The organism is Hyphomicrobiales bacterium (assembly GCA_030688605.1).
Taxonomy (GTDB): Bacteria; Pseudomonadota; Alphaproteobacteria; order Rhizobiales; family NORP267; genus JAUYJB01.
Genome location: JAUYJB010000123.1, coordinates 16,215 through 36,286, shown reverse-complemented (window position 1 = coordinate 36,286; position 20,072 = coordinate 16,215). Strand labels below are relative to the sequence as shown.

Genomic DNA, 20,072 nt, shown 5'->3' with positions numbered 1-20,072 from the left:
CTTTTGACCTCAATGATTCCAATAACTTATCTGCCCTACCTTAGGAGAAACGGTCAGTATCCGGTGCCTTCGCATTTGTTGGAAAGACTCGCTTTTTCGAAATGGCTTGGGCGGCTCACTTGAGATGTGTGCATACGATAGCGTCAAGGGGGAGGGGAAAATGGTTTGGGGCTTCTCTTTATCCCGTTATCCCGGCCAGAGCGAAGCGCAGAGCCGGGATCCAGTAACCCCTGTGTCAATGCTTAGGCTCGGAGGATACTGGGTCACGCGGTCAAGCCGGGTGACGACAAATTGGGGTGAGGGCTTGGCCTCATCTTTCGAGACGGGCGGAGCCCGTCCTCGGGCTTGACGGAGCTTGTCCTCGGTCTCGCGAAGCGAGACCCGGGGGGCAAGGCCGGGGGGCGCCCTCGCCATGCGGGCAAACCTCTCCCCTCATCGTGAGGCGCGGCGGGGAGACGTGGTAGAGGGTGCCGCGCGAGGAACCATCGCCGCGGCGAGCATGGTCATGGCCACCGAGGCGGTGAAGAAATAGAGGCCGGGCTCGGAGGTCGCCGTGCCGAGGCCGCTGGTCTTGACCGCGAAAATGACCAGCGCCACCAGCAGCACGTCGAGCATCGACCATTTGCCGATGGCGCCGACGAGGACGGCGACGACGGACGGAGGGGGCCGGTCGCGCCCGCTCACCAGATGCCAGCCGAGAAGCATGATCTTCGCCGCCGGCAGCACGACGGAGAACACCAGGATGATCAGGCCGAGCAAGAGCTCGCCCTGAACAAACAGGCCGCGGATCATCGACAGGATGGAATGAGCGTCGGTGAAGAAGAACAACCGGTTCAGCTTGACGATCGGCAGCGCGACGCCGAGCACGAACGACGCGGCCGCCAGCGCCAGGACCAGCGCCGACAATACGGCCCTCGGCGGGAGCGCTCCATCGCGCGGCGCATTTGGTGAGTTCGATCCGTCTGCCACGGCCCTGGTCCCGATCTCTTCGGGCAAGGCTTATAGCAGGTCTTGGAGACTTTCCGAGCCAGCTTGATGCATTCGATGGCGGCAAATCGGGCGGCCTGCTAACGCCGCCGATGCATGGATTCGCCGGCCTGGGCGAGCGCCTCTTGCTTATGGACGACGGCCGGATCGTGTCCGCGCACCAACTCGCGCTCTTCCATCAGCTCGGCCTTCTTCAACTCCTCGAACGCCTCTTCGAGCTCGTCACGGGCCAGATTCAGCTTGACTTTCAGCCCTTCGATCGACGCGCATAGATTTTCGCGCCGCTGCATCGCCGCCTTGGCGAAGGTCGGATAGGCGAAATGGCTGATATCGCTGATGCCGGTGCGCTCCTGTTCAGCCTCGATCTGCTGCTCGAGGTCGGCGGTCATGCGCCCGAAATCTGCGATCATGGCCTCGATGTCCGCAACCTGCTGGCGCTTCTCGTCGACCTGGAATCGCTTCAAGCGAATGGCGGTTTCATACGATTTCATCGATCATTCTCCTCGACCCGAGATACCGGTCCGAGCATGTTTGGCGCGGTTGAGTGACGCCTTTGGGACGCTCTCCCGCTTGCATGACGGTTGGGCTGCTCGCGATCGGCGTGATTCCGGATCCGCGATCGGCTCGTCACGGCGACGATCATGCACGAGAACGGTAAACAATCCTGTAACCGGACGGCAACGCGGCGCCGGCGCGGCGCGCCCGCCATGGCGCGCGGGGCGTCGGGCGCGGCGGGCTTAACCTAGTGTTAGGTTGTACCTCACCGCCGCTTCTACCCGACGTCTCCAAGGCCGCCTCGCGGCATCCCGCGGCAAGGGATAGACCCCCTGTCGCGCCAACCACTTAGACCTGCGGCGTCGTGACTCTGCCGCGGCCGGCAGTTTTTCCTTTCGCGCGGCGGAGAATTAGGTTTTGTTAACGAATTAAGGTTAGCTTGACGATTCGAGTTAACCAGTAAGCTTGGATGCCGGCTGTCGGGGGGCTGTCGTCCGCAGACTTGGAATGGTCTCGAAAGAGGGGATTGGCATGCGAGTCCTGTTGATCGAAGACGACAGCGCAACCGCCCAAAGCATCGAGCTGATGCTGAAATCCGAAAGCTTCAACGTCTACACGACCGATCTCGGCGAGGAAGGGGTCGATCTCGGTAAGCTTTACGACTACGACATCATCCTTCTCGATCTGAACCTGCCGGACATGAGCGGCTATGAGGTCCTCAAGACGCTGCGGGTGAGCAAGGTGGCGACGCCGATCCTCATCCTGTCGGGCCTCGCCGGCATCGAGGACAAGGTTCGCGGACTGGGCTTCGGGGCCGACGACTACATGACCAAGCCGTTTCACAAGGACGAGCTGGTGGCGCGCATCCACGCCATCGTTCGCCGCTCCAAGGGGCACGCCCAGTCGATCATCTCGACCGGCGACCTCAAGGTCAATCTCGACACCAAGACAGTGGAGGTCAACGGCCAGCGGGTGCATCTGACCGGCAAGGAATATCAGATGCTCGAGCTGCTCTCGCTCAGGAAGGGCACGACGCTGACCAAGGAGATGTTCCTCAACCACCTTTACGGCGGCATGGACGAGCCGGAGCTGAAGATCATCGACGTGTTCATCTGCAAGCTCAGGAAGAAGCTCGCCGCGGCGACCGGCGGCAAGCACTATATCGAGACCGTCTGGGGCCGCGGCTATGTGCTGCGCGACATCGACGAAGACAAGGCGCGGATGAAGGCGTCCGCCTAAGACCTCATCGTTTCTCACCGCTAACAAGAACCCGCAGAGCGCGCGCGAGCCGCGGCGGGATTTTTATCAGGCGGTTGCCGTTAGCGCCTGCGGCACCGCGGCCGGCGTGTGCAGGCCGCGCAGGCCTTCCACCGTTTTCAGCCTGTCGGACAATCCAATGGTCGTTTCCGACGCGCCGAGCACCAGGAAGCCGTCCGGCGCCATGACATCGGCGATGCGGTTCAGCACGCTGGTCTTGGTTATCTGGTCGAAATAGATCAGGACATTGCGGCAGAAGACGATGTCGAAGCTGCCGAGGCCGCCGAAATCGCTCAACAGGTTCAAGGGCCTGAACGCGACCATGGAGCGGACGCCGGCGTTGAGCTGCCACATGTCGCCGACCTGCTTGAAATATTTGATCAGATAGTCGATCGGCAGGCCGCGTTGCACCTCGAACTGGGTATAGGCGCCGGTCCTGGCCTTAGCCAGCACCTCGGTGGAAAAGTCCGTGGCCAGGAGCTCGATGCGCCAACCTTGCATCTTATCGGCCACGTCCTTGAGCAGCATGGCGATCGAATAGGGCTCCTGGCCGGTCGAGGCGGCGGCGCTCCAGATGCGTAAGGAACGCCGGTTCGAGCGCGCCTTGATGAGATAGGGCAGCATGTGGCTCTTGAACTGCTGGAAGGGCTGCCTATCGCGGAAGAAGAAGGTCTCGTTGGTGACCATCGCCTCGCAGATGTCGACCCGGATCGCGTCGGCGCCGGGATTGCGCGCGGCCCGGCAAAGATCGTCGATATTGCCGAGGCCATGGCGGCGGGCCACCGGCACCAGCCGGCTTTCGACCAGATATTTCTTGTCGCCGGACAAGACGAGACCGGAGCGCTCGCGCAGGAGCTTGCACAACAACGCATAGTTGGAGGACGAGATCATCGCTCGCCCTCCAGGATCGCCGCCACCTTGCGGCCGAGTTCGTCGAGCGGCAGCACCGCCGCGCAGGCGCCAAGATGCGCCGTCGTGCCCGGCATGCCCCAGACCACCGAGCTCGTCTCGTCCTGGGCGATGACGCTGCCGCCGGCATCGGCGATCTTGACGCTGCCCCGGGCGCCGTCGCTGCCCATGCCGGTCAGCACCACCGCCAGGCTCGCGGCGCCGTAGACCCCGGCGACGCTGTCGAACAGGAGGTCGACGGCGGGTCTGCAGAAATTGACCGGCCGGCCATCGCTGATGACGATCGAGGGCGCGCCGCCCTGGGCCGCGACCAGCATGTGCTTGCCGCCGGGCGCGACAAGGATGTGGCCGGGCTTAAGCGGTTCCCCGTTGCCGCCTTCCCGCGCCGGCCGGCCGCTGATCCGGCCGAGCTGCTCGGCGAGGATGGCGGTGAAGGTCGGCGGCATGTGCTGGGTGACCAAGACCGGCACGCGCGCGATCGCCGGGCCGATGATCCGGAACAGGGCGTAGAGCGCCTGCGGCCCCCCGGTCGAGCTGCCGATGGCGAGGATGCGCGGCGGCACCTCGGAGAAGCGGCGCAGCGGGAAGGCAGGGTAGGGAAGGACGGCTTCGCCGACGGCAACGCCGGCCACGGCCGGGTCGGGGCCGCACTTGTTGCCGCGCGCGGCCGCGCCCAGCACCCTGACCTTCTCGATCAGCTCGCGGCGAAAATCGACCGAGGTGGTCAGCGTGCGGTTGCCGTCGGGCTTGGGAATATAGTCCTTGGCGCCCAGCGCCAGCGCCCTAAGGGTGATCTCGGCGTTGCGCTGGGTCAGGCCCGAGGCCATGATGACGACCAAGTCCTTGCGCTTCTCCAGCATCAGCGGCAGCGCGGTGATGCCGTCCATTTCCGGCATGTCGACGTCGAGCAGGACGATGTCGGGTTGGGCCCGCTCGAGGTCGGCAAGGGCGGTTGCCCCATTCGTCCGGCTGGAGACGACAACGATCCCCGGTTCCGCGTCGAGCCACCGCGAGATGAGACCGCGAACGACGACGGAATCGTCGACGACCATCACGCGAAATGGCGCGTCCGCCTGCAACCGCGGCGGCGTACCCGATACAAGGGGCGAGGGCATGTTGCGCGGACCGGAGCGGGGGGTCAGATCAGGCCGACTTCCTGAAACTTGGCCTCGACGATTTCGCGGTCGAACGGCTTCATAATGTATTCGTTGGCGCCGGAGCGGATCGCCTTCATGATGTGATCGAGGTCGTTCTCCGTGGTGCAGAACAGGACCTTCGGCCGGTCGCCGCCTTCCGCCTTGCGCAGCGCCAGGAGAAACTGCATGCCGTCCATAACCGGCATGTTCCAGTCCAGGAGCACGGCGTCGGGCATCTTCTGCTTGCACATTTCGAGCGCCTTCTGGCCGTCTTCCGCCTCATCGATCTCGAACGCGAGATCCTCCAAAATACGGCGCGCCACCTTACGGATCACCGCGCTGTCATCCACCACCAAGCAGTATTTCATGGCCTTGTTCTCCAACGTCACCGCACCAGCCGACCGGTCCTCAAGCCGCAATCGCCTGACCGCTGCCCATGTCGAGCACCCGGTCAACGTCGAGCACGACCATCAGCCGCCCCTCGAGCCGCTGCACCCCTGCGGCCACCTTTGCCCAGCGCCGGTCGAGATTGCTCGGATTGGGCTCCAGTCCAGCGACCGGCAGGCGCAGCACTTCGCCCACCGAATCGATCAGCAGGCCGTAAGATTCCCCCTTGTATTCGATGCCCACCGCCATGCGGTGACCGGCGTCCTGGCGCGGCGGCAGGCCCAGCCTGCGGCGCATGTCGGTCGCGGTGACGATGCGGCCACGCAGATTGAGAACGCCGGCGATCTCCGGCAGCGACAGCGGCACGCGGGTGATCGCCTCGGGTATGAAGACGTCTCGGACCCGATTGATCGGCAGGCCGAAGAGCTGATCGGCGATCTTCACCGTGACATATTCGATGGTCGAACCTTCCGGCTCCATGGGCATGTCGTCGGCGTTCGTCATGCCGCCTCTCCCATGGCAAGATTCGAATGGCGCAGAGCGACGATGAGACCTTCGCGGTCGAACTTGGCGACATAGTCGCACAAACCGGCCTCGCGGCCGCGCTCGACCAGGGTGGCGGTCGGATAGGACGACAGCGCGATGACCGGAATATCCTTCCAGCGCTCATCGGCGCCCACCGCCTCGGCGAACTCGAAGCCGTCCATCTCCGGCATCTCGATATCGGTGACGATGACGTCGAAGCTGACGCCCTCGTCCATCAAGGCAAGCGCCGCAGCGCCCGATTCGACGGCGGTTACCAGGAAGCCGCTGGCCTTCAGCACCGGTGTCAGCATGTTGCGGAAGAAGGCGCTGTCGTCGACCAGCAGCACCTTGATGGCACTGCCTGCCGGACCGCGCTCCTTGCGGGCGAACCAGTCGGCGAAGGCCTGCGGCAGATAGTAGCCGACATCGACGACCTCGGTCGCCCGGCCCTTGATCACCGCCGAGCCGAGCACGCCCGGCCGGTCGCCCGCAACCTCGATGTCCAGCCGATCCTCGACAATGTCGACGATCTCGTCGACGGCAAGCCCCATGGAGCGCTTGTCCTCAGTGAAGACCAGGAGCGGTTGGACTCCGCTTTCGGGCGGCTTGCCGTCCGGATCGACGAACACCAGCGGCATCAGCCCGCCGCGATACTGAACCAGATAGCGGCCGTTGGAGGGTTCGATATTGTCGACTTCGATTTCTTCCAGCCGCGTGATCAGAGAAAGTGCGACGGCCTTCGGTTCCGGGGTCTGGGCACGGAATATGAGCATCGAGACGAGCCCCTCCAGATCGCCCCGTTCCGGCGCCTCGTCTTCGGCGACCGTGAGCTTGGCGCCGACATTGCTGCCGATCGCCTGGGCGATGCCGTTCGGATCGATGATCATGATCACGCTGCCGTCGCCGAGGATCGTGTTGCCCGAGAACATGGCGATGTGGCGCAGCATGCTCGACATCGGCTTGACCACGATCTCCTCGGTATGGAAGACGCCGTCGACGACGATCCCGAAGCATTGCGAGCCGACCTGGGTGACGACGATGAAACCGGTCTCTTCCGAGGTCTTGCGGCCGCCTGCCCCCTCCCCGCCTCGTTCACCGTCGTCCAGCATCAACAGCTTGGCGAGGTGAACCAGCGGCAGCAGCTGGTTGCGCAGGCGCAGCACCGGGGTGTCCTTGATCATCTCGATGCGGTGTTCGGATTTGGCCTGCACGCGCACCAGTTCGAGGACGCTGAGTTGCGGCACCGCGAAGCGGTGTCCGCTGGCCTCGACGATGAGCGCGGAGACGATGGCCAGCGTCAGCGGGATCTTGATGGTGAAGGTCGAGCCCTGACCGGCCACCGATTTGAGCTCGACCGAGCCGCCGATGAGTTCGATGTTGGCACGCACCACGTCCATGCCGACGCCGCGACCGGAGACGCTGGTCACCTCGGTCGCGGTCGAGAAGCCGGGATGGAAGATGAATTTATGAATTTGCGGCTCCGTCATCTGCTCGAGCTCGGCCTCGGTGACCAGTCCGGCGGAGAGGATCTTCCGCTTGATGCTCTCGGTGTTGATGCCGCGCCCGTCGTCGCCGATCGAAATGATGATGTGGCCGCCCTCGTGATAGGCGCTCAGCGTGATGCGGCCGATCTCAGGCTTGCCGGCGACGATGCGCTCGGCGGTGGTTTCCAGACCGTGGTCGCAGGAATTGCGGATCATGTGGGTGAGCGGGTCTCGGATCAGCTCCAGCACCTGGCGGTCGAGCTCGGTCTCGGCGCCGTTCATCTCCAGCTCGATCCTCTTGTCGAGCTCAAAGCCCAGGTCGCGCACGATGCGCGGCAGCTTCTGCCAGGCATTGCCGATCGGCTGCATGCGCGCCTTCATGATGCCTTCCTGCAGCTCGGCGGTGACGCTCGATAGGCGCAGCAGCGGGACCTTGTATTCGTTCTCCTCCTGCCGACGGGCGATTTCGAGCAGCTGATTGCGGGTCAGCACCAGCTCGCTGACCATCGTCATCAGATGCTCCAGCGCGTCGACACTGACCCGGATCGACTTGCCCTTGAGCCCGCTCGCCTTCACTTTGAGATTGTCCGGCGCGCCATTTCCGGCCGGCGCCTTGTCGGCGGCGTCGTCGGCCTTGGCCTGCGGCTTGTCTTGCGGCTGCCCTTCCGGCTCAACATCCGGCGAACCCGGCTTGCTGGCGGCTTCCGCCATGCCCTGCAGCCGGCCGATCAGATCCTCATCGGAGCCTTCCGGCTCGCGCTGGTCGGCTTCCAGCTGCGCCAGGATCGCCTTGATCCGGTCGATGGCCGCGAGAATCAGGGTGACGGCTTCGGCGGTGACCGGCGCGCCGTCGCGGAACTTGCCGATCAGCGTTTCGCCGGCATGGGCCAGCAATTGCAGCCGGGGAAGCCCGATGAAGCCGCAGGTGCCCTTGATGGTGTGAACGAGGCGAAAGACTTTACCCAGGAGCTCGGCATCGTCGGGGTCCTGTTCCAGCTTGACGAGCTCGGCGTCGACGACGTCGAGATTCTCGGCCGTTTCCGTGAGAAAATCCTTCAGCAGGTCGTCCATGCCGCCGATCTCTGTCGTGTTCCGCAACGCAAAAGCGCACCCGCCCGAGGGTGCGTCCAGGCTACCGCGGAGTGTCCGTTGAAACGGTTAAGATTGCTTGAAGCCTGCGGTTTCGGCACGGACGCGGAAATGCTCTAAACGTCCGGCGACGCCTCGATTGTGACCGTCTGCTCGTCGCGCGTGAGAGAGACGCCCATGCCGGTGTCGCGGGCGACGAGCGCGGCATAATAGGGTTGGATCGAGTGGGCGTCGATCGGCCTCGCCTCGCCGCCGGTGAAAAAGCTGGCGGCATCCTCCGGGATGCGCGCGCCTTGGCCGGTACAGCGCAGAGTGAAGGTCGGCGCGGACGGCGCGCCGGTGATCGTTACCGAGATGGTGCCACCGCGCGGGATCGCCTGTTGCGCGGTGACAATCAGGTTGAGCAACAACTTGACCTTGTTCTTGGCCATCACGGCGCGCGGCCCTTCCCAAACGAGCTCGACCTTGGAATCGGCGAGAAGGCCGCGCGCAACCCCCTCGGCGTCGGCAAGATCGATCTCGGCCCCGGCCGAGCCGGCGGCGCCGAAGGCAAGGCGCGCGAATTGCAGTTTGGCGGAGGCCTGCGCGGCGCTCTTCTTTATGAGATCCATGGCAATGCCGCGCATCTCGCCACCGTCTTCGTCCAGCACCTCGAGCCCGTTGGTGATCGCGCCGACCGGGCTGATGACGTCGTGGCACACCCGGCTGCACAGATAGGCGGCAAGGTCAAGCGGCGAGAGAGGGTCGTCGTTCATGGCGTTAGAGCGAGATGATATGGAATTGAACCATTCTGACGGAGCGCATTTGCGGCAAGGTCAAGGGATTTGGCGCCGGCCATACCGGGGCGTACGGCCGAGCCAATGCCCGCCGGATTTGGCGCAAATGCTCCCGTCCCACCGGTCGCGCCGGCTTTCCGCTGGAAAGGCGAAAAGCGCGACCGGCACCGTAAGGCTTGTTGGTTTGCCGACGGCAAACCAGCGGCGGGTTTCCGAGCGAAACAGAATTGATCCAATTCCATATCATCTCGCTCTCGGCTGCGGCGAATCGGTTGCCCCTCCTGTTTGCCGGAGGACGCGGCGGCGATCAAGAGCGTTCCCGCGCGCCGGAACGGCAACCGGTCAAATCTCTCCGAATGACGGGGATCCGCTCCGGTTGCGCAGCAAAGGCGAATGTGATTTACGACAAGCGGTTTTCGCCGAACCCGCCGGACTCCATGACCGCATCAGCCGATTGCGACACCGCCGCGGCCCTGGCCGCCACCGCGCTCAAGGCCGGGCGCGCCATCATGGAGATCTACGAAGCCGGCTTCAGCGTCGAGACGAAGCCCGACCGCTCGCCGGTCACCGAGGCCGACAGGCGCTCCGAGGCGCTGATCCTCGCCGATCTTGAGCGCCTGGCTCCGGCCGTTCCGGCGATTTCCGAGGAGGCCGGCGCACCCGCCACGGCCGCGCCGGCGCCGCCGCGCTTCTTTCTCGTCGACCCGCTTGACGGAACCCGCGAATTCATCGGCCGCAACGGCGAATTCACCGTCAATATCGCGCTGATCGAGGACGGCCGCCCGGTCATCGGCGTCGTGCTGGCGCCGGCCGTCCGGCGGCTGTTCGTCGGCTGCGGCAGGGGCCAAGCCTTCGAGCTGCCGATGGGCGACGAGATGGCGGTGCTGAATCGTGCGTCCTGGCGCCCGATCGCGGCCAGGGCGGCGCGCCCGGGCAGGCTGCGGGCGGTCGCCAGCCGCTCGCACCGCAAGGCCGAGACCGACGCGTTCCTGGCCAAAATCGGGGCGCAATCGATTGTCAGCGCCGGCTCGTCGCTCAAATTCTGCCTTCTGGCCTGCGGCGAGGCCGACGTCTATCCGCGTTTCGGCAGCACCATGGAGTGGGACACGGCGGCAGGCCAGGCGGTGCTCGAGGCGGCCGGCGGCCTGGTGCTGACGGTTCAAGGCGAGCCGCTCGGCTATGGCAAGAGCGCAAGCGGCTACGCCAACCCGCCCTTTATCGCCTGGGCGCGCCCGGAGATTGTTATTTCCTAGCGGATTCGCCGGCCGGCGCGGGTGCCGCCCGAGAGCGCCCCTTCCCTCGGGCGGCGTCGGCCGCTCCCGGTGGCGGGCTCTGGGTGGCCCGCTCTTGACGGCCGCAACTGTTCGCCACAGCGCCGGTGCAACCGCCATGCCAGCGCCATCCGGGCCGCCGGCGTCCCGATTGCGAACAATTTGCCGCCAAAAGCGCCGGGACGGGCCACCACCTGCCCCGTGACGGAACATTCACCTGTCCCGTGGGTGGTGCCATTTGCGCCTCGCATCGGTCATAATCGGCGCGCAGCCTTGAAGCGATTCGCGGCCTGTGTCGGCCGGCGCCCTGCGGAAAACGCAAAGGAAATTCGACCATGAGACACCGATCCCCCCTCGCCCTCATTCTCCTGGCCGGCCTCGCGCTTGCCCTGTCGGGCGCATGGGCGGCGCCGGTGTCGGCGCAGTACCAGCCGCCGCCCGCCGCCGGGGAGCAGCAGGACGGGGGCTTCACGGCCGAGGAGATCAAGGACGCCGGGCACAGATTCTTCGGCGGCGTCAGCCGCGGGCTCGCCCTGGCGGTCGAGGAGATCTTCTCGCGCTACGGCAGGCCCAACGGATACATATTGGGCGAAGAGGCCGGCGGGGCGCTGTTCGGCGGCCTGCGCTATGGCGAGGGCGTGATGTACACCCGCAACGCCGGCACCCACAAAGTATTCTGGCAGGGCCCGTCGATCGGATGGGACATCGGCGCCGACGGCGACAGGACCATGATCCTGGTCTACAATCTCACCAGCACCGACGACATTTACGGCCGTTTCGGCGGGGTCGCGGGGGCGGCCTATTTCATCGGCGGCATAGGCTTCACCGTGATGTCGCGCGAGGAAATGCTGATCGCGCCCATCCGCGCCGGCATCGGCGCCCGGCTCGGGGTCAATGTCGGCTATCTGAAGTTCACGCCGGACGCGACCTGGAATCCGTTCTGATTCAAGTCTCCCGGCAAATCATTTCACTTGGCCCGCGAATCTTCTATTGTTGCTCGCTAGAGTAGGGAAGGCTCGATGCGGCGAATGGGCGGCCTTCGGATGACGGGGCGCGTGGATGAGACGCTCAAGGGTCGCATGTGATGGTTGAGACCGCGATGCTTGTCGTCGCCGGTTTTCTGGCGGCGTGCTTGTTGGCGCTGATCCTGGCGCCGCTGCAGTGGCACCGGGCGGTTCGCCTGACCGAGCAGCGCGTCCGCGCCCTGATACCGTTGTCGATCGCCGAGATCGAGGCCGACAAGGACCGGCTGCGTGCCGAGTTCGCGCTGAAGCGGCGGCGGCTCGAGAACGCGCTTGAAAAGCTCAAGGAAGACAATGCCTTGCGGCGGGTGGAGATTGCCCGCGTGTTGGAATTGGCGAAGCGGCGCAGCGCCGAGGCGCAGACCAGCGCCCGCACCGTCTCCGATCTCGAGCATGAGCTGGAGGAGCTGCGGCAAAATCTGATCCACGCCGACAGCGAGACCAAGACCCACCTGAACGCGCTCAAGAAGGCGCAGAGCCAGATTACGGAGCCGACCAGGGAGTTGGAACAGGCCCGCAGGGCGGCGCGCGAGGCAACCCTGCTGTGCGACGAACAGAGGGTCAAGATCGCCGCCCTGGAAACCCAGATTGCAACGGGAGAGGAGCAGATCCGCGGCATCAGCGCATCGACGCGTCTGCCGCGGGAGGACCCCCAGCAGGTGTTCGCCGACATGACCATGAAGCTGCGTCAGGCGACGCTGCGCGACGGCGAGCTGGCGCGGCTGAAGACCGAGTTCGACCGCGTCAAGGGCGAGCTCAGCCTGGCGCGGGCGGAACTTTCGGCGCAATTGCTGGAGATCGAGGCGCTGCGGCAGGAAAAGGCGGCCCGCGACCGGGCGGTCGAGAAAGCGAGGCTGCGCGGGGAGGCCGACAAGGCCGCCCTTGCCGAGGGCCAGGCCGACGGCGAGGCCGCGGACGCCGCCGGCAAGGTCGAGGGCGAGGCCATGACCGCCGGGCAGGCGGAATTGACGGAGGAGAAGAAGCGCCTGGTCGCCGAGGTCGAGGCGCTGCGCGGCGAGCTTGCGACAACGCGCGAGCGCGACCGGGTCGAGAACGAGGCCCTGCGCGAGCGCCTCGCCGACATCGCCGCCAAGGTCGCGCATATGAGCGCCGCGCTCGAAGGCGGCGACCCGGTCATCGAGGAGATCCTGCGCAAGAGCGCGCCGCCGACGAAGCGCCGCCCAGCCAAGGCCGCGACCAAGGCCGGGACGGCCAAATCCGGGCCCGCCAAGACCAAAGCCGCCAAGTCCGAGACGGCCAAGGGGGCGCAAGACCAGCAGGCCGCCGACGGCGGCAATGCCGAGGCGGAAACGCCGCCGACGACGCTCGCCGACCGCATCCGCGCCCTGCAGCAGCACATCTCGACGCAGATCTGAGAGATTGCCGGCCCGTGGGCCGGAAATGGCGCCCCCAAGGGGAATCGAACCCCTGTTTCCGACGTGAGAGGCCGGCGTCCTAGGCCGCTAGACGATGGGGGCTTAGGGCTTCAATTCCATTAGCCTTGATGCGCGGCGCCGATCAAGCGCAATCTCGCGCGGCCGGCGCGGGCGAAGCGGCGGGCCTATTCCGGCCGCAGGCGGATACGGCCGAGCTCGCGGCCGCGGCTGAGATCGAACAGGATGATCTCGGGGCCACCCGGACCCCTGATCTGGACGGCGAGGCGGTCGCCGTCAAGACCGATCGCGCCGATTTCGGCGTCCTCGCCGATCAGCGCCTCGATCTCGCCGAAGCCGGCAACCTCGGACACGGCGCCGGGCCCGGGCTTGACCGCGCGATAGACAATCGCCGAGAACAGCGCCATGAAGCCGCCGATGAGCAGGAGCCCCATGATCATGACGGCGGCCTTGAGGCCGCGCGGGGCGAGCGGTGGCGGCGGATCGTCGGGCCCGCGCGGCGCGGCCTGAGATGGGTTGGCGCGGTCGCCGGTCATGACGGGCGGGACCTCCGAGAGCCACGAATTCACCGCGGGCGCGGCCGACGCCCGCCAGCGCCTAGACAAGTTCCTCGCGGGCCGGCTCTGCCGCCTTTCCCGCAGCCGGCTGCAGGCGCTGATCAGGGCCGGCCACGTCTCAAGAGCGGGCGCGACCTTATGCGAGCCCGGCACACGGGTCAACGAAGGCGACAAGATCCGCGTCACCATCCCGCCGCCGGCGCCGGCGGCGCCGCTGCCCGAGGACATCCCGCTTCGCATCGTCTACGAAGACGGCGACCTCATCGTCATCGACAAGCAGGCCGGCCTCATCGTCCATCCCGGCGCCGGCGCGCCCAAGGGCACGCTCGTCAACGCGCTGATCGCCCATTGCGGCGACAGCCTGTCGGGCGTCGGCGGGGTGAAGCGGCCGGGGATCGTGCACCGGCTCGACAAGGATACGAGCGGGCTTCTGGTCGCGGCCAAGAACGACACGGCGCACCGGGGGCTTGCCCGCCAGTTCGCAAGCCACGGCCGCGACGGCGGCCTCGAGCGCGCCTATCTGGCGCTCGTCTGGGGCGTGCCCGCGCGCCGCAAGGGCACTGTCTCGGCGCCGCTCGCCCGCGCACCCGCGGCGAGGACCAAGCGCGCCGTCTCGGAGCGGGGCAAGGAGGCGGTCACCCATTACAAGGTGCTGCGGGCCTTCGGCGCCGTGGCCGCGCTCGTCGAATGCCGGCTTGAGACCGGGCGCACGCACCAGATCCGCGTCCACATGGCCCATATCGGCCACCCGCTGATGGGCGACAGGGTCTATGGCGCGGGCTTCAAGACCCGCGCTTCGAAGCTATCGAATGAGGCGCGCGCGGCGCTCGACGCCCTCGGCCGCCAGGCGCTGCACGCCGCCCTCCTCGGTTTCGCTCACCCCGTGACCGGCGAAAAGCTGCGCTTCGAGGCCCCGCCGCCCGCGGACATGCAGGCGCTGATTGAGGCGCTGGGGGGCAATGAGCGAACGTAGGGTGGGCATCGACCGTGTGGCCGGCGCCCGCCCTACGGTGCCACCCGGCGTGCACCGAAGCTGTTCATCCGTCGAGGAAAGCGGCGAGCTTCTCCAGCGTGGAGCGGCAGCCAGCCTCATTGTCTTCGGGCCGTATGCCCCGCGGAATGTTCTCGCAGAGCACAGTGGCCTTGGTGCCGCTGCCCGCGGGTGCCAACGTCCAGCTCACGGTCATCGTGCCGGCGAAAGACGGGTCCGCGGATTCGAACTCGGTCGCCCACACGATCCGCTCGTTGCGGATCAACTCTACAAAGCGGCCTTGGATGGTGTCGGTGCTTTCGGACGTCTTACCCCGCAACGACCCGTCGCCTTCCGGATATACAAGCGAAATCCTGAAGGAGCCGCCTTCTCGCCCGTCGAAAGCATGGACCACGCCTCTCATGGAACCCGGAGGAAGCCAGGCTACCAGCGCGTTCTGATCCAAGAAGGCTCGGTACACGGCTTCGCGTGGCGCATTGATGACCCGTGACACGACCGTGCTCGCCAGTTCGCTCATGTCGTGTATGTGGGAGGCTGGCGATCGACTTGCCACTTGGGCTCAGGTTCGCTTTTGGAAACGACGGAAGAAATGAAATTTCTTTCTTTCCGCCAAAGGAATCGCATGTTCCGATCGTCTAATGCTCAAAAGCGCACGACGATGACCGATCTCGAACTGGCCGAACGGACCCGCGAAGGCGACCGGAACGCGTTCCGGCAGCTTCTCGAGCGCCATTACGACACCGCTTACCGGGTCGCGTTGCGGTTCACCGGCAGCGCGCCCGACGCGGAGGACATCGCCCAGGATGTGTGTCTCGCGCTGGTCGACAAGCTGCGCTCGTTCCGCGGCCAGAGCCGCTTTTCGACATGGTTCTACCGGGTCGTCGTCAATGCCTGCCGCGATCATCACAGAAAGCAGAAGACGGCGGCGGCGCTGCAGGCCAGCTACGCGGTGTTCCGCGAACTGGACCAGGCCGACCAGATTGACGACGCCAAGCGGCTCGGCTGGCTCGGCGAGGCCATCGCCGGCCTCCAGCCGACGCTGAGGGAAACGGCGATACTCGTGCTGGCCGAGGACCTGACCCACAGGCAGGCGGCCGCCGCCCTCGGTTGCGCCGAACGGACGGTCTCGTGGCGCATGCACGAGGTCCGCAAGCAACTCAGAATGCGGGTGGATACGCTCCATGACCGATGACATCGAAGAGTTGAAAGCCGCCCTCAGGAACGAGGGCCCCATCACGCCGCCCGAGGGCGCGCGTCAGCGCGCGATCGACAGGGCGATGCTGGCCTTCGACGGGAAATATGCCGCCGCGAGCAAAGGAACCGGGCTTGGGGATCGTCTCAAGGGCACGGCAACCGCCGTGTACCAGACACTCATCGGGAGACGATCCATGAAGCTCAACCCCGCCCTCGCCGGAGGCGCCAGCCTCTCGGTTCTGGCTCTGGCCATTCTGAGCGCGACCTATATCCAGACCGGCCTAAAGGACGACCGGAAGATCCCGGAACGACTCGCCCTGCGGCAGCCGGCGCAAGGCCCCGGCCTGAACGGCACCGGACAGCAGGTCGCGACCGATAACGAGAAAGCGGAGCAGGACCTGCTTTCCGGCGATTACGCCATCAGCGGACCCAGTCCCACCTCGCCGACGACACTGGGCGACCGGCTGGCAAGGTCAGGCGGCCTCGACGCCGCCGGGCCTGCGCCTCTTTACGCTCCGCAGCCAGGCATTGCCGCCTATGAGCCCGCGCCGCCGGCGATCGCCTCGCGGACGGCCTCCGAGATGCAAAAGCTCAGCCCGGACGGCCAAACCGTTCGATACTATCAGGATCAGGGCCGCGACAAGTTCGCGACGATCGCCATCAATCCGGTCAAGCTCGTCTCCGAGGAACCAGTCTCGACCTTCTCCATCGACGTCGACACCGCGTCCTACGGTTTCGTGCGGGCGTCCCTCAACAACAATGTCCTGCCACAGGCGAACGCCGTGCGCGTCGAGGAGCTGATCAACTACTTCCCCTACGACTATGCGCGGCCGGACGATGCGTCCGTGCCGTTCAAGGCCTCCGTGTCGGTCTTTCCCGCGCCCTGGAGCATCGACAAGAAGCTGATCCATATCGGCATCAAGGGCTTCGAATTTCAGAGCGCGGAAAGGCCGCACGCGAACCTCGTCTATCTCATCGATACGTCCGGCTCCATGGACGCGCCCAACAAGCTGCCTCTGGTCAGGAACGCGATGAGGCTGTTGTTGGAAAGCTTGAAGCCCGACGACACGGTGGCCATCGTCACCTATGCCGGCAGCGCCGGGACGGTGCTCGAACCGACGCCCGTCAAGGACAAGGCGAAGATCCTCGCAGCGCTTGACAATCTGCACTCGGGCGGCTCGACCGCCGGCGCCGAAGGCATCCGCCAGGCCTATCAGCTGGCGCAGCAGAATCTCGACGAGAACGGCGTCAACCGGGTGATCCTGGCCACCGACGGCGACTTCAATGTCGGCATCACCGACCAGGAAGAGCTCAAGAGCTATATCGAGCGGCAGAGAAAGACCGGCATTTTCCTTTCCGTGCTCGGCTTCGGGATGGGCAACTACAACGATGCGCTGATGCATACCCTGGCGCAGAACGGCAACGGCCATGCCGCCTATATCGACAACCTGAACGAAGCCCGCAAGGTGCTCGTCGAGGAGGCAGGCTCCACCCTGTTCACCATCGCCAAGGACGTGAAGATCCAGGTCGAGTTCAATCCGGCCGCCGTCTCCGAATACCGGCTGATCGGCTATGAGACGCGGCTTCTGAACCGGGAAGACTTCAATAATGACAAGGTCGACGCCGGCGACATCGGCTCCGGCCACACGGTGACGGCGATCTACGAATTCACGCCGAGGGGAAGCGGCTCGCGCCTGGTCGACGATCTGCGCTACGGCAACGCGCAGGACCCGCCTCAGGCGGCCGGCGCCAGCGACGAATATGCGTTCCTGAAGATCCGCTACAAGCTGCCGGACGAGGAGACCAGCAAACTGATCACGACGCCGGTCACCCGCGCCGTCGAGCACGCGACGGCGGACGTGGCGCCGAACGAAGCCCGCTTCGCCACCGCGGTCGCCGCCTGGGGCCAGATCCTGCGCGGCGGCCGCCACACCGACTCCTACACGCTCGACGACGTGATCGGCCTTGCGCAAGGCGCCAAGGGCAAGGACGAATTCGGCTACCGGGCGGAGTTCATCAATCTCGTCCGCCTGTCGAAGTCGGTCGCAGCCTTGCAGCCCCTTAGCTCCGGTCAGCCGGTATCCCCCCTGCCGCGATAGCACGCTCAAGCCGGGCATCGGCCGCAAGGCCGGTGCCCGCGCCCGCCGCGCGGACGGCATCGGGATTGCGGTGCCATCGACGCCTCGAAACATGCTACCTCTGCGGGAGGTTGGCGGCGCGCACTCGGCGCCCTCGCCCCCACCCTCGCGCGAGGACAGGCCATGGCAGCGGCAGACACGGAACTTGCAAACTTCGTCAAGGAAGCGCTCATGCGCGGCGCGGCGCGGCAGGAGATCGCAAGCGCGCTTCTCGGCGCCGGCTGGCCGGAGGCGCAGGTTCGCGCGGCGCTGGCCGGGTATGCTGAGATGGAGTTTCCGGTGCCAGTGCCAGTGCCCCGGCCGCGGCACTATCTTTCGGCGCGGGACGCCTTCGTCTACCTCGTGCTGTTCTCGACGCTGGGCTTGAGCGCCTACTACCTCGGATCGCTGATCTTCCAGCTGATCGACGTGACGTTTCCGGATCCCGCGCTGCAGACGAGGGGCGGCTTCTGGGGCAAAGACAGGATCCGCTGGGCCGTTGCCGTGCTCGTCGTTTCCTTCCCCCTCTATCTGTACCTCGCCGCAAGGACCGCCTCCGAGGTGGCGGCCGAATCTTCAAGACGGGCGTCGAGAGTCCGCAAGTGGTTGACCTACATGACGCTCTTTGCCGCCGCCCTGGTCATCATCGGCGATCTGGTTGCGCTGATTTACCAGTTCCTGACCGGGGACCTTACCATCCGCGTGGCGCTCAAGATCCTCACCGTCGCAATCATCTCCGGCGCCATCTTCATCTATTACCTGAGGTCGGTTTCGGGCGACGAGGCGGAGGCCTGAGGCCATGGCGGGGTTTCGCTCGGCAAGGGGCTCGCCCTGGCGGCAGCGGCATTTGTCATCGCCGCGATCGCCATCGCCTTCCAGCTCATCGAGGGACCGGGAACGATGCGTGCCCTGCGCATCGACGAGCGGCGCGCCGGAGACCTCGACAATCTCAGCCGCGCACTCGACTGCTATTGGACGCTCCAAGGCGCGCTTCAGGACAAGCCCGAGGGCGAGAGGAACCTGCCTGCCGGCCGACCTTGAAACCCTGGTCGGCCAAATGGATACGATATCCAGAACCCTCCCCCTTCCCACGTTTTGCTCAACCCGTTCCATCGTCGACCCGGAAACCGGCGAGAGCTATCGCTACCGCGTGGTCGGCGGCGCCGAATATGAGCTTTGCGCGACTTTTGCCCGGGCGAGCGAAGCCGATACGCCGGGTGCCGCACGGCCCTATCCGCCGCACGGCCCAAGGGAATGGCGCCACGATGCCGGGGAGCATTGCTTCCGGCTGACGGCAAAACAGATCGATCTGCAGGGGATCACCGACAAAGAGTGACGGCAAGGCCGCCCGGTCCGGCGCGGTTTATCGCCGCCCCGCATCCTGCCCGCTCGGCGGCGGGAGCTTCTGCAACACAAGAATATTTCCGTGAGAGAACAAGGGCGAATTGACGCGCTCGAACCAGAAATTGTTGAACTTGTGAATCAACGATCTGGCCCTCGGCGATGACGTTTTCGTATAAAGCTCGGTGAATTGTCCGGGCCAGTGCTTTCTTACCACTAAACCCTTGCCGCTGAGTGTCTGCTTCAACCACCTGATGTTGGCCTGCCTTGTCAGCATCATGCCGTCTTCGGTGACACGCCACATCTCCACGCCAGCCGGCGTATTGCGGGTGTAGTCCTTTCCGTTCGACGACACCGACAACAGGAACCGTTGAACGAGCGACTGCAGCGACCTCATGCTCCCTTCGCCGACAACGAAGCAACCGCCATCTCTCAGCACCCGGCAAAGCTCCGAAATCGCGCGCTCCACATCGGGAATATGCATGAGCACGCCCCAGCAAAGGACATGCGTGAAGCTCTCATCCTCGAACGGCAGGTTTAGAATGTCCTCTCGCTGCAGGGCGATTTGCCGGCTCAGATTCGGCTCGTCGTTCAGATTTGAACGGGCCGTTTCCAGCACGCCTTCGGAGAAATCGACTGCCGTCAGACGATAGCCGCGCCGCGCAAAGCGCATGGCGTGGGACAGCGAACCGCAACCGGCGTCCAGCATATGCTTGCCTTCCGGCGGGCCGACAACATCGCAGATGCGGGCAAAGGCACCGTTGTAAAATTCTTCGTTGTCCGGATTGCGATAGTTCTCGATCCACTTCTTATGAATATCCTGTCTACTCAGGACGGCTTCGACGTTTCGTCTGCCCTCAGAACCGTCAAGGCTCCTGGCACTTTCGGACGCAACGCGGCCTATTGGCAGAATGGATTCAAACGCCGCGTCTTCGTTAATATCCGCCATCGTTGGCCTCTTAGAAATACAAGTATTTCTTCCCGCGCGCTGAAGTAAACGCACGCAATAGACTTTGAACGATCGGAAAAAACGCCGCCGACAGTGCTCTATTTCGCCCTGGCGTCTAACTTTCCGCCCAAGGAGCGAACGAACCGACACCCCCGCAAATCGGCAACGAGCGTCGCACAACGGTTCACAGC

General features: G+C 65.3%; 21 protein-coding genes and 1 tRNA gene. 10 read left to right on the top strand and 12 right to left on the bottom strand.

The window, feature by feature from the left end; all coding sequences use genetic code 11:
• Positions 1 to 432: 432 nt before the first annotated feature.
• Both Q8P46_13430 and Q8P46_13425 read right to left on the bottom strand, forming a co-directional pair.
• A complete protein-coding gene (locus Q8P46_13430; protein ID MDP2621149.1) occupies positions 433 to 906 on the bottom strand; it encodes a paraquat-inducible protein A in 474 nt (157 codons plus the stop codon).
• Positions 907 to 1,067: 161 nt separating this feature from the next.
• Entirely contained in the window at positions 1,068 to 1,478 is a 411-nt protein-coding gene (locus Q8P46_13425) for a flagellar export protein FliJ (protein ID MDP2621148.1), read from the bottom strand.
• A gap of 535 nt (positions 1,479 to 2,013) precedes the next feature.
• On the opposite strand from Q8P46_13425, the gene Q8P46_13420 reads away from it, so the two are divergent.
• Positions 2,014 to 2,721, top strand: coding sequence for a response regulator transcription factor (locus tag Q8P46_13420; GenBank protein ID MDP2621147.1), 708 nt, complete (start codon positions 2,014 to 2,016; stop codon positions 2,719 to 2,721).
• A gap of 66 nt (positions 2,722 to 2,787) precedes the next feature.
• Here Q8P46_13420 and Q8P46_13415 read toward each other — a convergent pair whose 3' ends face one another.
• From Q8P46_13415 to Q8P46_13390, 6 genes are all read right to left on the bottom strand, one after another.
• Complete coding sequence (locus tag Q8P46_13415) at positions 2,788 to 3,627, bottom strand: protein-glutamate O-methyltransferase CheR (protein ID MDP2621146.1); 840 nt, start codon at positions 3,625 to 3,627, stop codon at positions 2,788 to 2,790.
• Positions 3,627 to 4,763: a chemotaxis response regulator protein-glutamate methylesterase gene (locus tag Q8P46_13410; protein MDP2621145.1), complete on the bottom strand. Its 1,137-nt coding sequence runs from the start codon at positions 4,761 to 4,763 to the stop codon at positions 3,627 to 3,629. Before Q8P46_13410 ends, Q8P46_13415 begins: the two co-directional genes overlap by 1 nt.
• Before the next feature lie 23 nt (positions 4,764 to 4,786).
• Complete coding sequence (locus Q8P46_13405; GenBank protein ID MDP2621144.1) at positions 4,787 to 5,152, bottom strand: response regulator; 366 nt, start codon at positions 5,150 to 5,152, stop codon at positions 4,787 to 4,789.
• 40 nt (positions 5,153 to 5,192) lie between these two features.
• Complete coding sequence (locus Q8P46_13400) at positions 5,193 to 5,675, bottom strand: chemotaxis protein CheW (GenBank protein ID MDP2621143.1); 483 nt, start codon at positions 5,673 to 5,675, stop codon at positions 5,193 to 5,195.
• A complete protein-coding gene (locus Q8P46_13395) occupies positions 5,672 to 8,251 on the bottom strand; it encodes a chemotaxis protein CheW (GenBank protein MDP2621142.1) in 2,580 nt (859 codons plus the stop codon). The genes Q8P46_13400 and Q8P46_13395 overlap by 4 nt, the downstream gene beginning before the upstream one ends.
• A gap of 134 nt (positions 8,252 to 8,385) precedes the next feature.
• Positions 8,386 to 9,024, bottom strand: coding sequence for a histidine phosphotransferase family protein (locus Q8P46_13390; GenBank protein ID MDP2621141.1), 639 nt, complete (start codon positions 9,022 to 9,024; stop codon positions 8,386 to 8,388).
• Positions 9,025 to 9,440: 416 nt separating this feature from the next.
• Here Q8P46_13390 and cysQ point away from each other — a divergent pair, with 416 nt between their 5' ends.
• The 3 genes from cysQ to Q8P46_13375 all read left to right on the top strand — a co-directional run bounded on the left by cysQ (position 9,441) and on the right by Q8P46_13375 (position 12,714).
• Positions 9,441 to 10,298, top strand: coding sequence for a 3'(2'),5'-bisphosphate nucleotidase CysQ (gene cysQ, locus Q8P46_13385; GenBank protein MDP2621140.1), 858 nt, complete (start codon positions 9,441 to 9,443; stop codon positions 10,296 to 10,298).
• Positions 10,299 to 10,651: 353 nt separating this feature from the next.
• On the top strand, positions 10,652 to 11,260 hold the full coding sequence (locus Q8P46_13380) for a DUF1134 domain-containing protein (GenBank protein MDP2621139.1): 609 nt from the start codon (positions 10,652 to 10,654) through the stop codon (positions 11,258 to 11,260).
• A 140-nt stretch (positions 11,261 to 11,400) separates the two neighbouring features.
• Entirely contained in the window at positions 11,401 to 12,714 is a 1,314-nt protein-coding gene (locus Q8P46_13375; protein ID MDP2621138.1) for a hypothetical protein, read from the top strand.
• Between the two features lie 26 nt (positions 12,715 to 12,740).
• Here Q8P46_13375 and Q8P46_13370 read toward each other — a convergent pair.
• Positions 12,741 to 12,816, bottom strand: a tRNA-Glu gene (locus tag Q8P46_13370).
• Between the two features lie 83 nt (positions 12,817 to 12,899).
• Positions 12,900 to 13,268 carry a hypothetical protein gene (locus tag Q8P46_13365; GenBank protein MDP2621137.1) on the bottom strand — a complete coding sequence of 123 codons (369 nt, stop codon included), beginning with the start codon at positions 13,266 to 13,268 and terminating at the stop codon, positions 12,900 to 12,902.
• On the opposite strand from Q8P46_13365, the gene Q8P46_13360 reads away from it, so the two are divergent.
• The gene (locus Q8P46_13360; protein MDP2621136.1) at positions 13,267 to 14,262 is read left to right on the top strand and encodes an RluA family pseudouridine synthase; all 996 of its coding nucleotides are present in this window, start codon (positions 13,267 to 13,269) and stop codon (positions 14,260 to 14,262) included. The genes Q8P46_13365 and Q8P46_13360 overlap by 2 nt on opposite strands.
• A gap of 64 nt (positions 14,263 to 14,326) precedes the next feature.
• Here the strand turns inward: Q8P46_13360 and Q8P46_13355 are convergent, their stop codons facing one another.
• Complete coding sequence (locus tag Q8P46_13355; protein MDP2621135.1) at positions 14,327 to 14,797, bottom strand: SRPBCC family protein; 471 nt, start codon at positions 14,795 to 14,797, stop codon at positions 14,327 to 14,329.
• A gap of 141 nt (positions 14,798 to 14,938) precedes the next feature.
• On the opposite strand from Q8P46_13355, the gene Q8P46_13350 reads away from it, so the two are divergent.
• From Q8P46_13350 to Q8P46_13330, 5 genes are all read left to right on the top strand, one after another.
• A complete protein-coding gene (locus Q8P46_13350; GenBank protein ID MDP2621134.1) occupies positions 14,939 to 15,472 on the top strand; it encodes an RNA polymerase sigma factor in 534 nt (177 codons plus the stop codon).
• Entirely contained in the window at positions 15,462 to 17,573 is a 2,112-nt protein-coding gene (locus Q8P46_13345) for a VWA domain-containing protein (protein ID MDP2621133.1), read from the top strand. Before Q8P46_13350 ends, Q8P46_13345 begins: the two co-directional genes overlap by 11 nt.
• Positions 17,574 to 17,735: 162 nt before the next feature.
• Entirely contained in the window at positions 17,736 to 18,386 is a 651-nt protein-coding gene (locus tag Q8P46_13340; GenBank protein ID MDP2621132.1) for a DUF5671 domain-containing protein, read from the top strand.
• 105 nt (positions 18,387 to 18,491) lie between these two features.
• Positions 18,492 to 18,632, top strand: a complete 141-nt coding sequence (locus Q8P46_13335) for a hypothetical protein (protein ID MDP2621131.1) — start codon at positions 18,492 to 18,494, stop codon at positions 18,630 to 18,632.
• Between the two features lie 16 nt (positions 18,633 to 18,648).
• Positions 18,649 to 18,927, top strand: coding sequence for a hypothetical protein (locus Q8P46_13330; protein MDP2621130.1), 279 nt, complete (start codon positions 18,649 to 18,651; stop codon positions 18,925 to 18,927).
• A 27-nt stretch (positions 18,928 to 18,954) separates the two neighbouring features.
• Here Q8P46_13330 and Q8P46_13325 read toward each other — a convergent pair whose 3' ends face one another.
• Positions 18,955 to 19,881: a class I SAM-dependent methyltransferase gene (locus tag Q8P46_13325; GenBank protein MDP2621129.1), complete on the bottom strand. Its 927-nt coding sequence runs from the start codon at positions 19,879 to 19,881 to the stop codon at positions 18,955 to 18,957.
• Positions 19,882 to 20,072 lie beyond the last annotated feature (191 nt).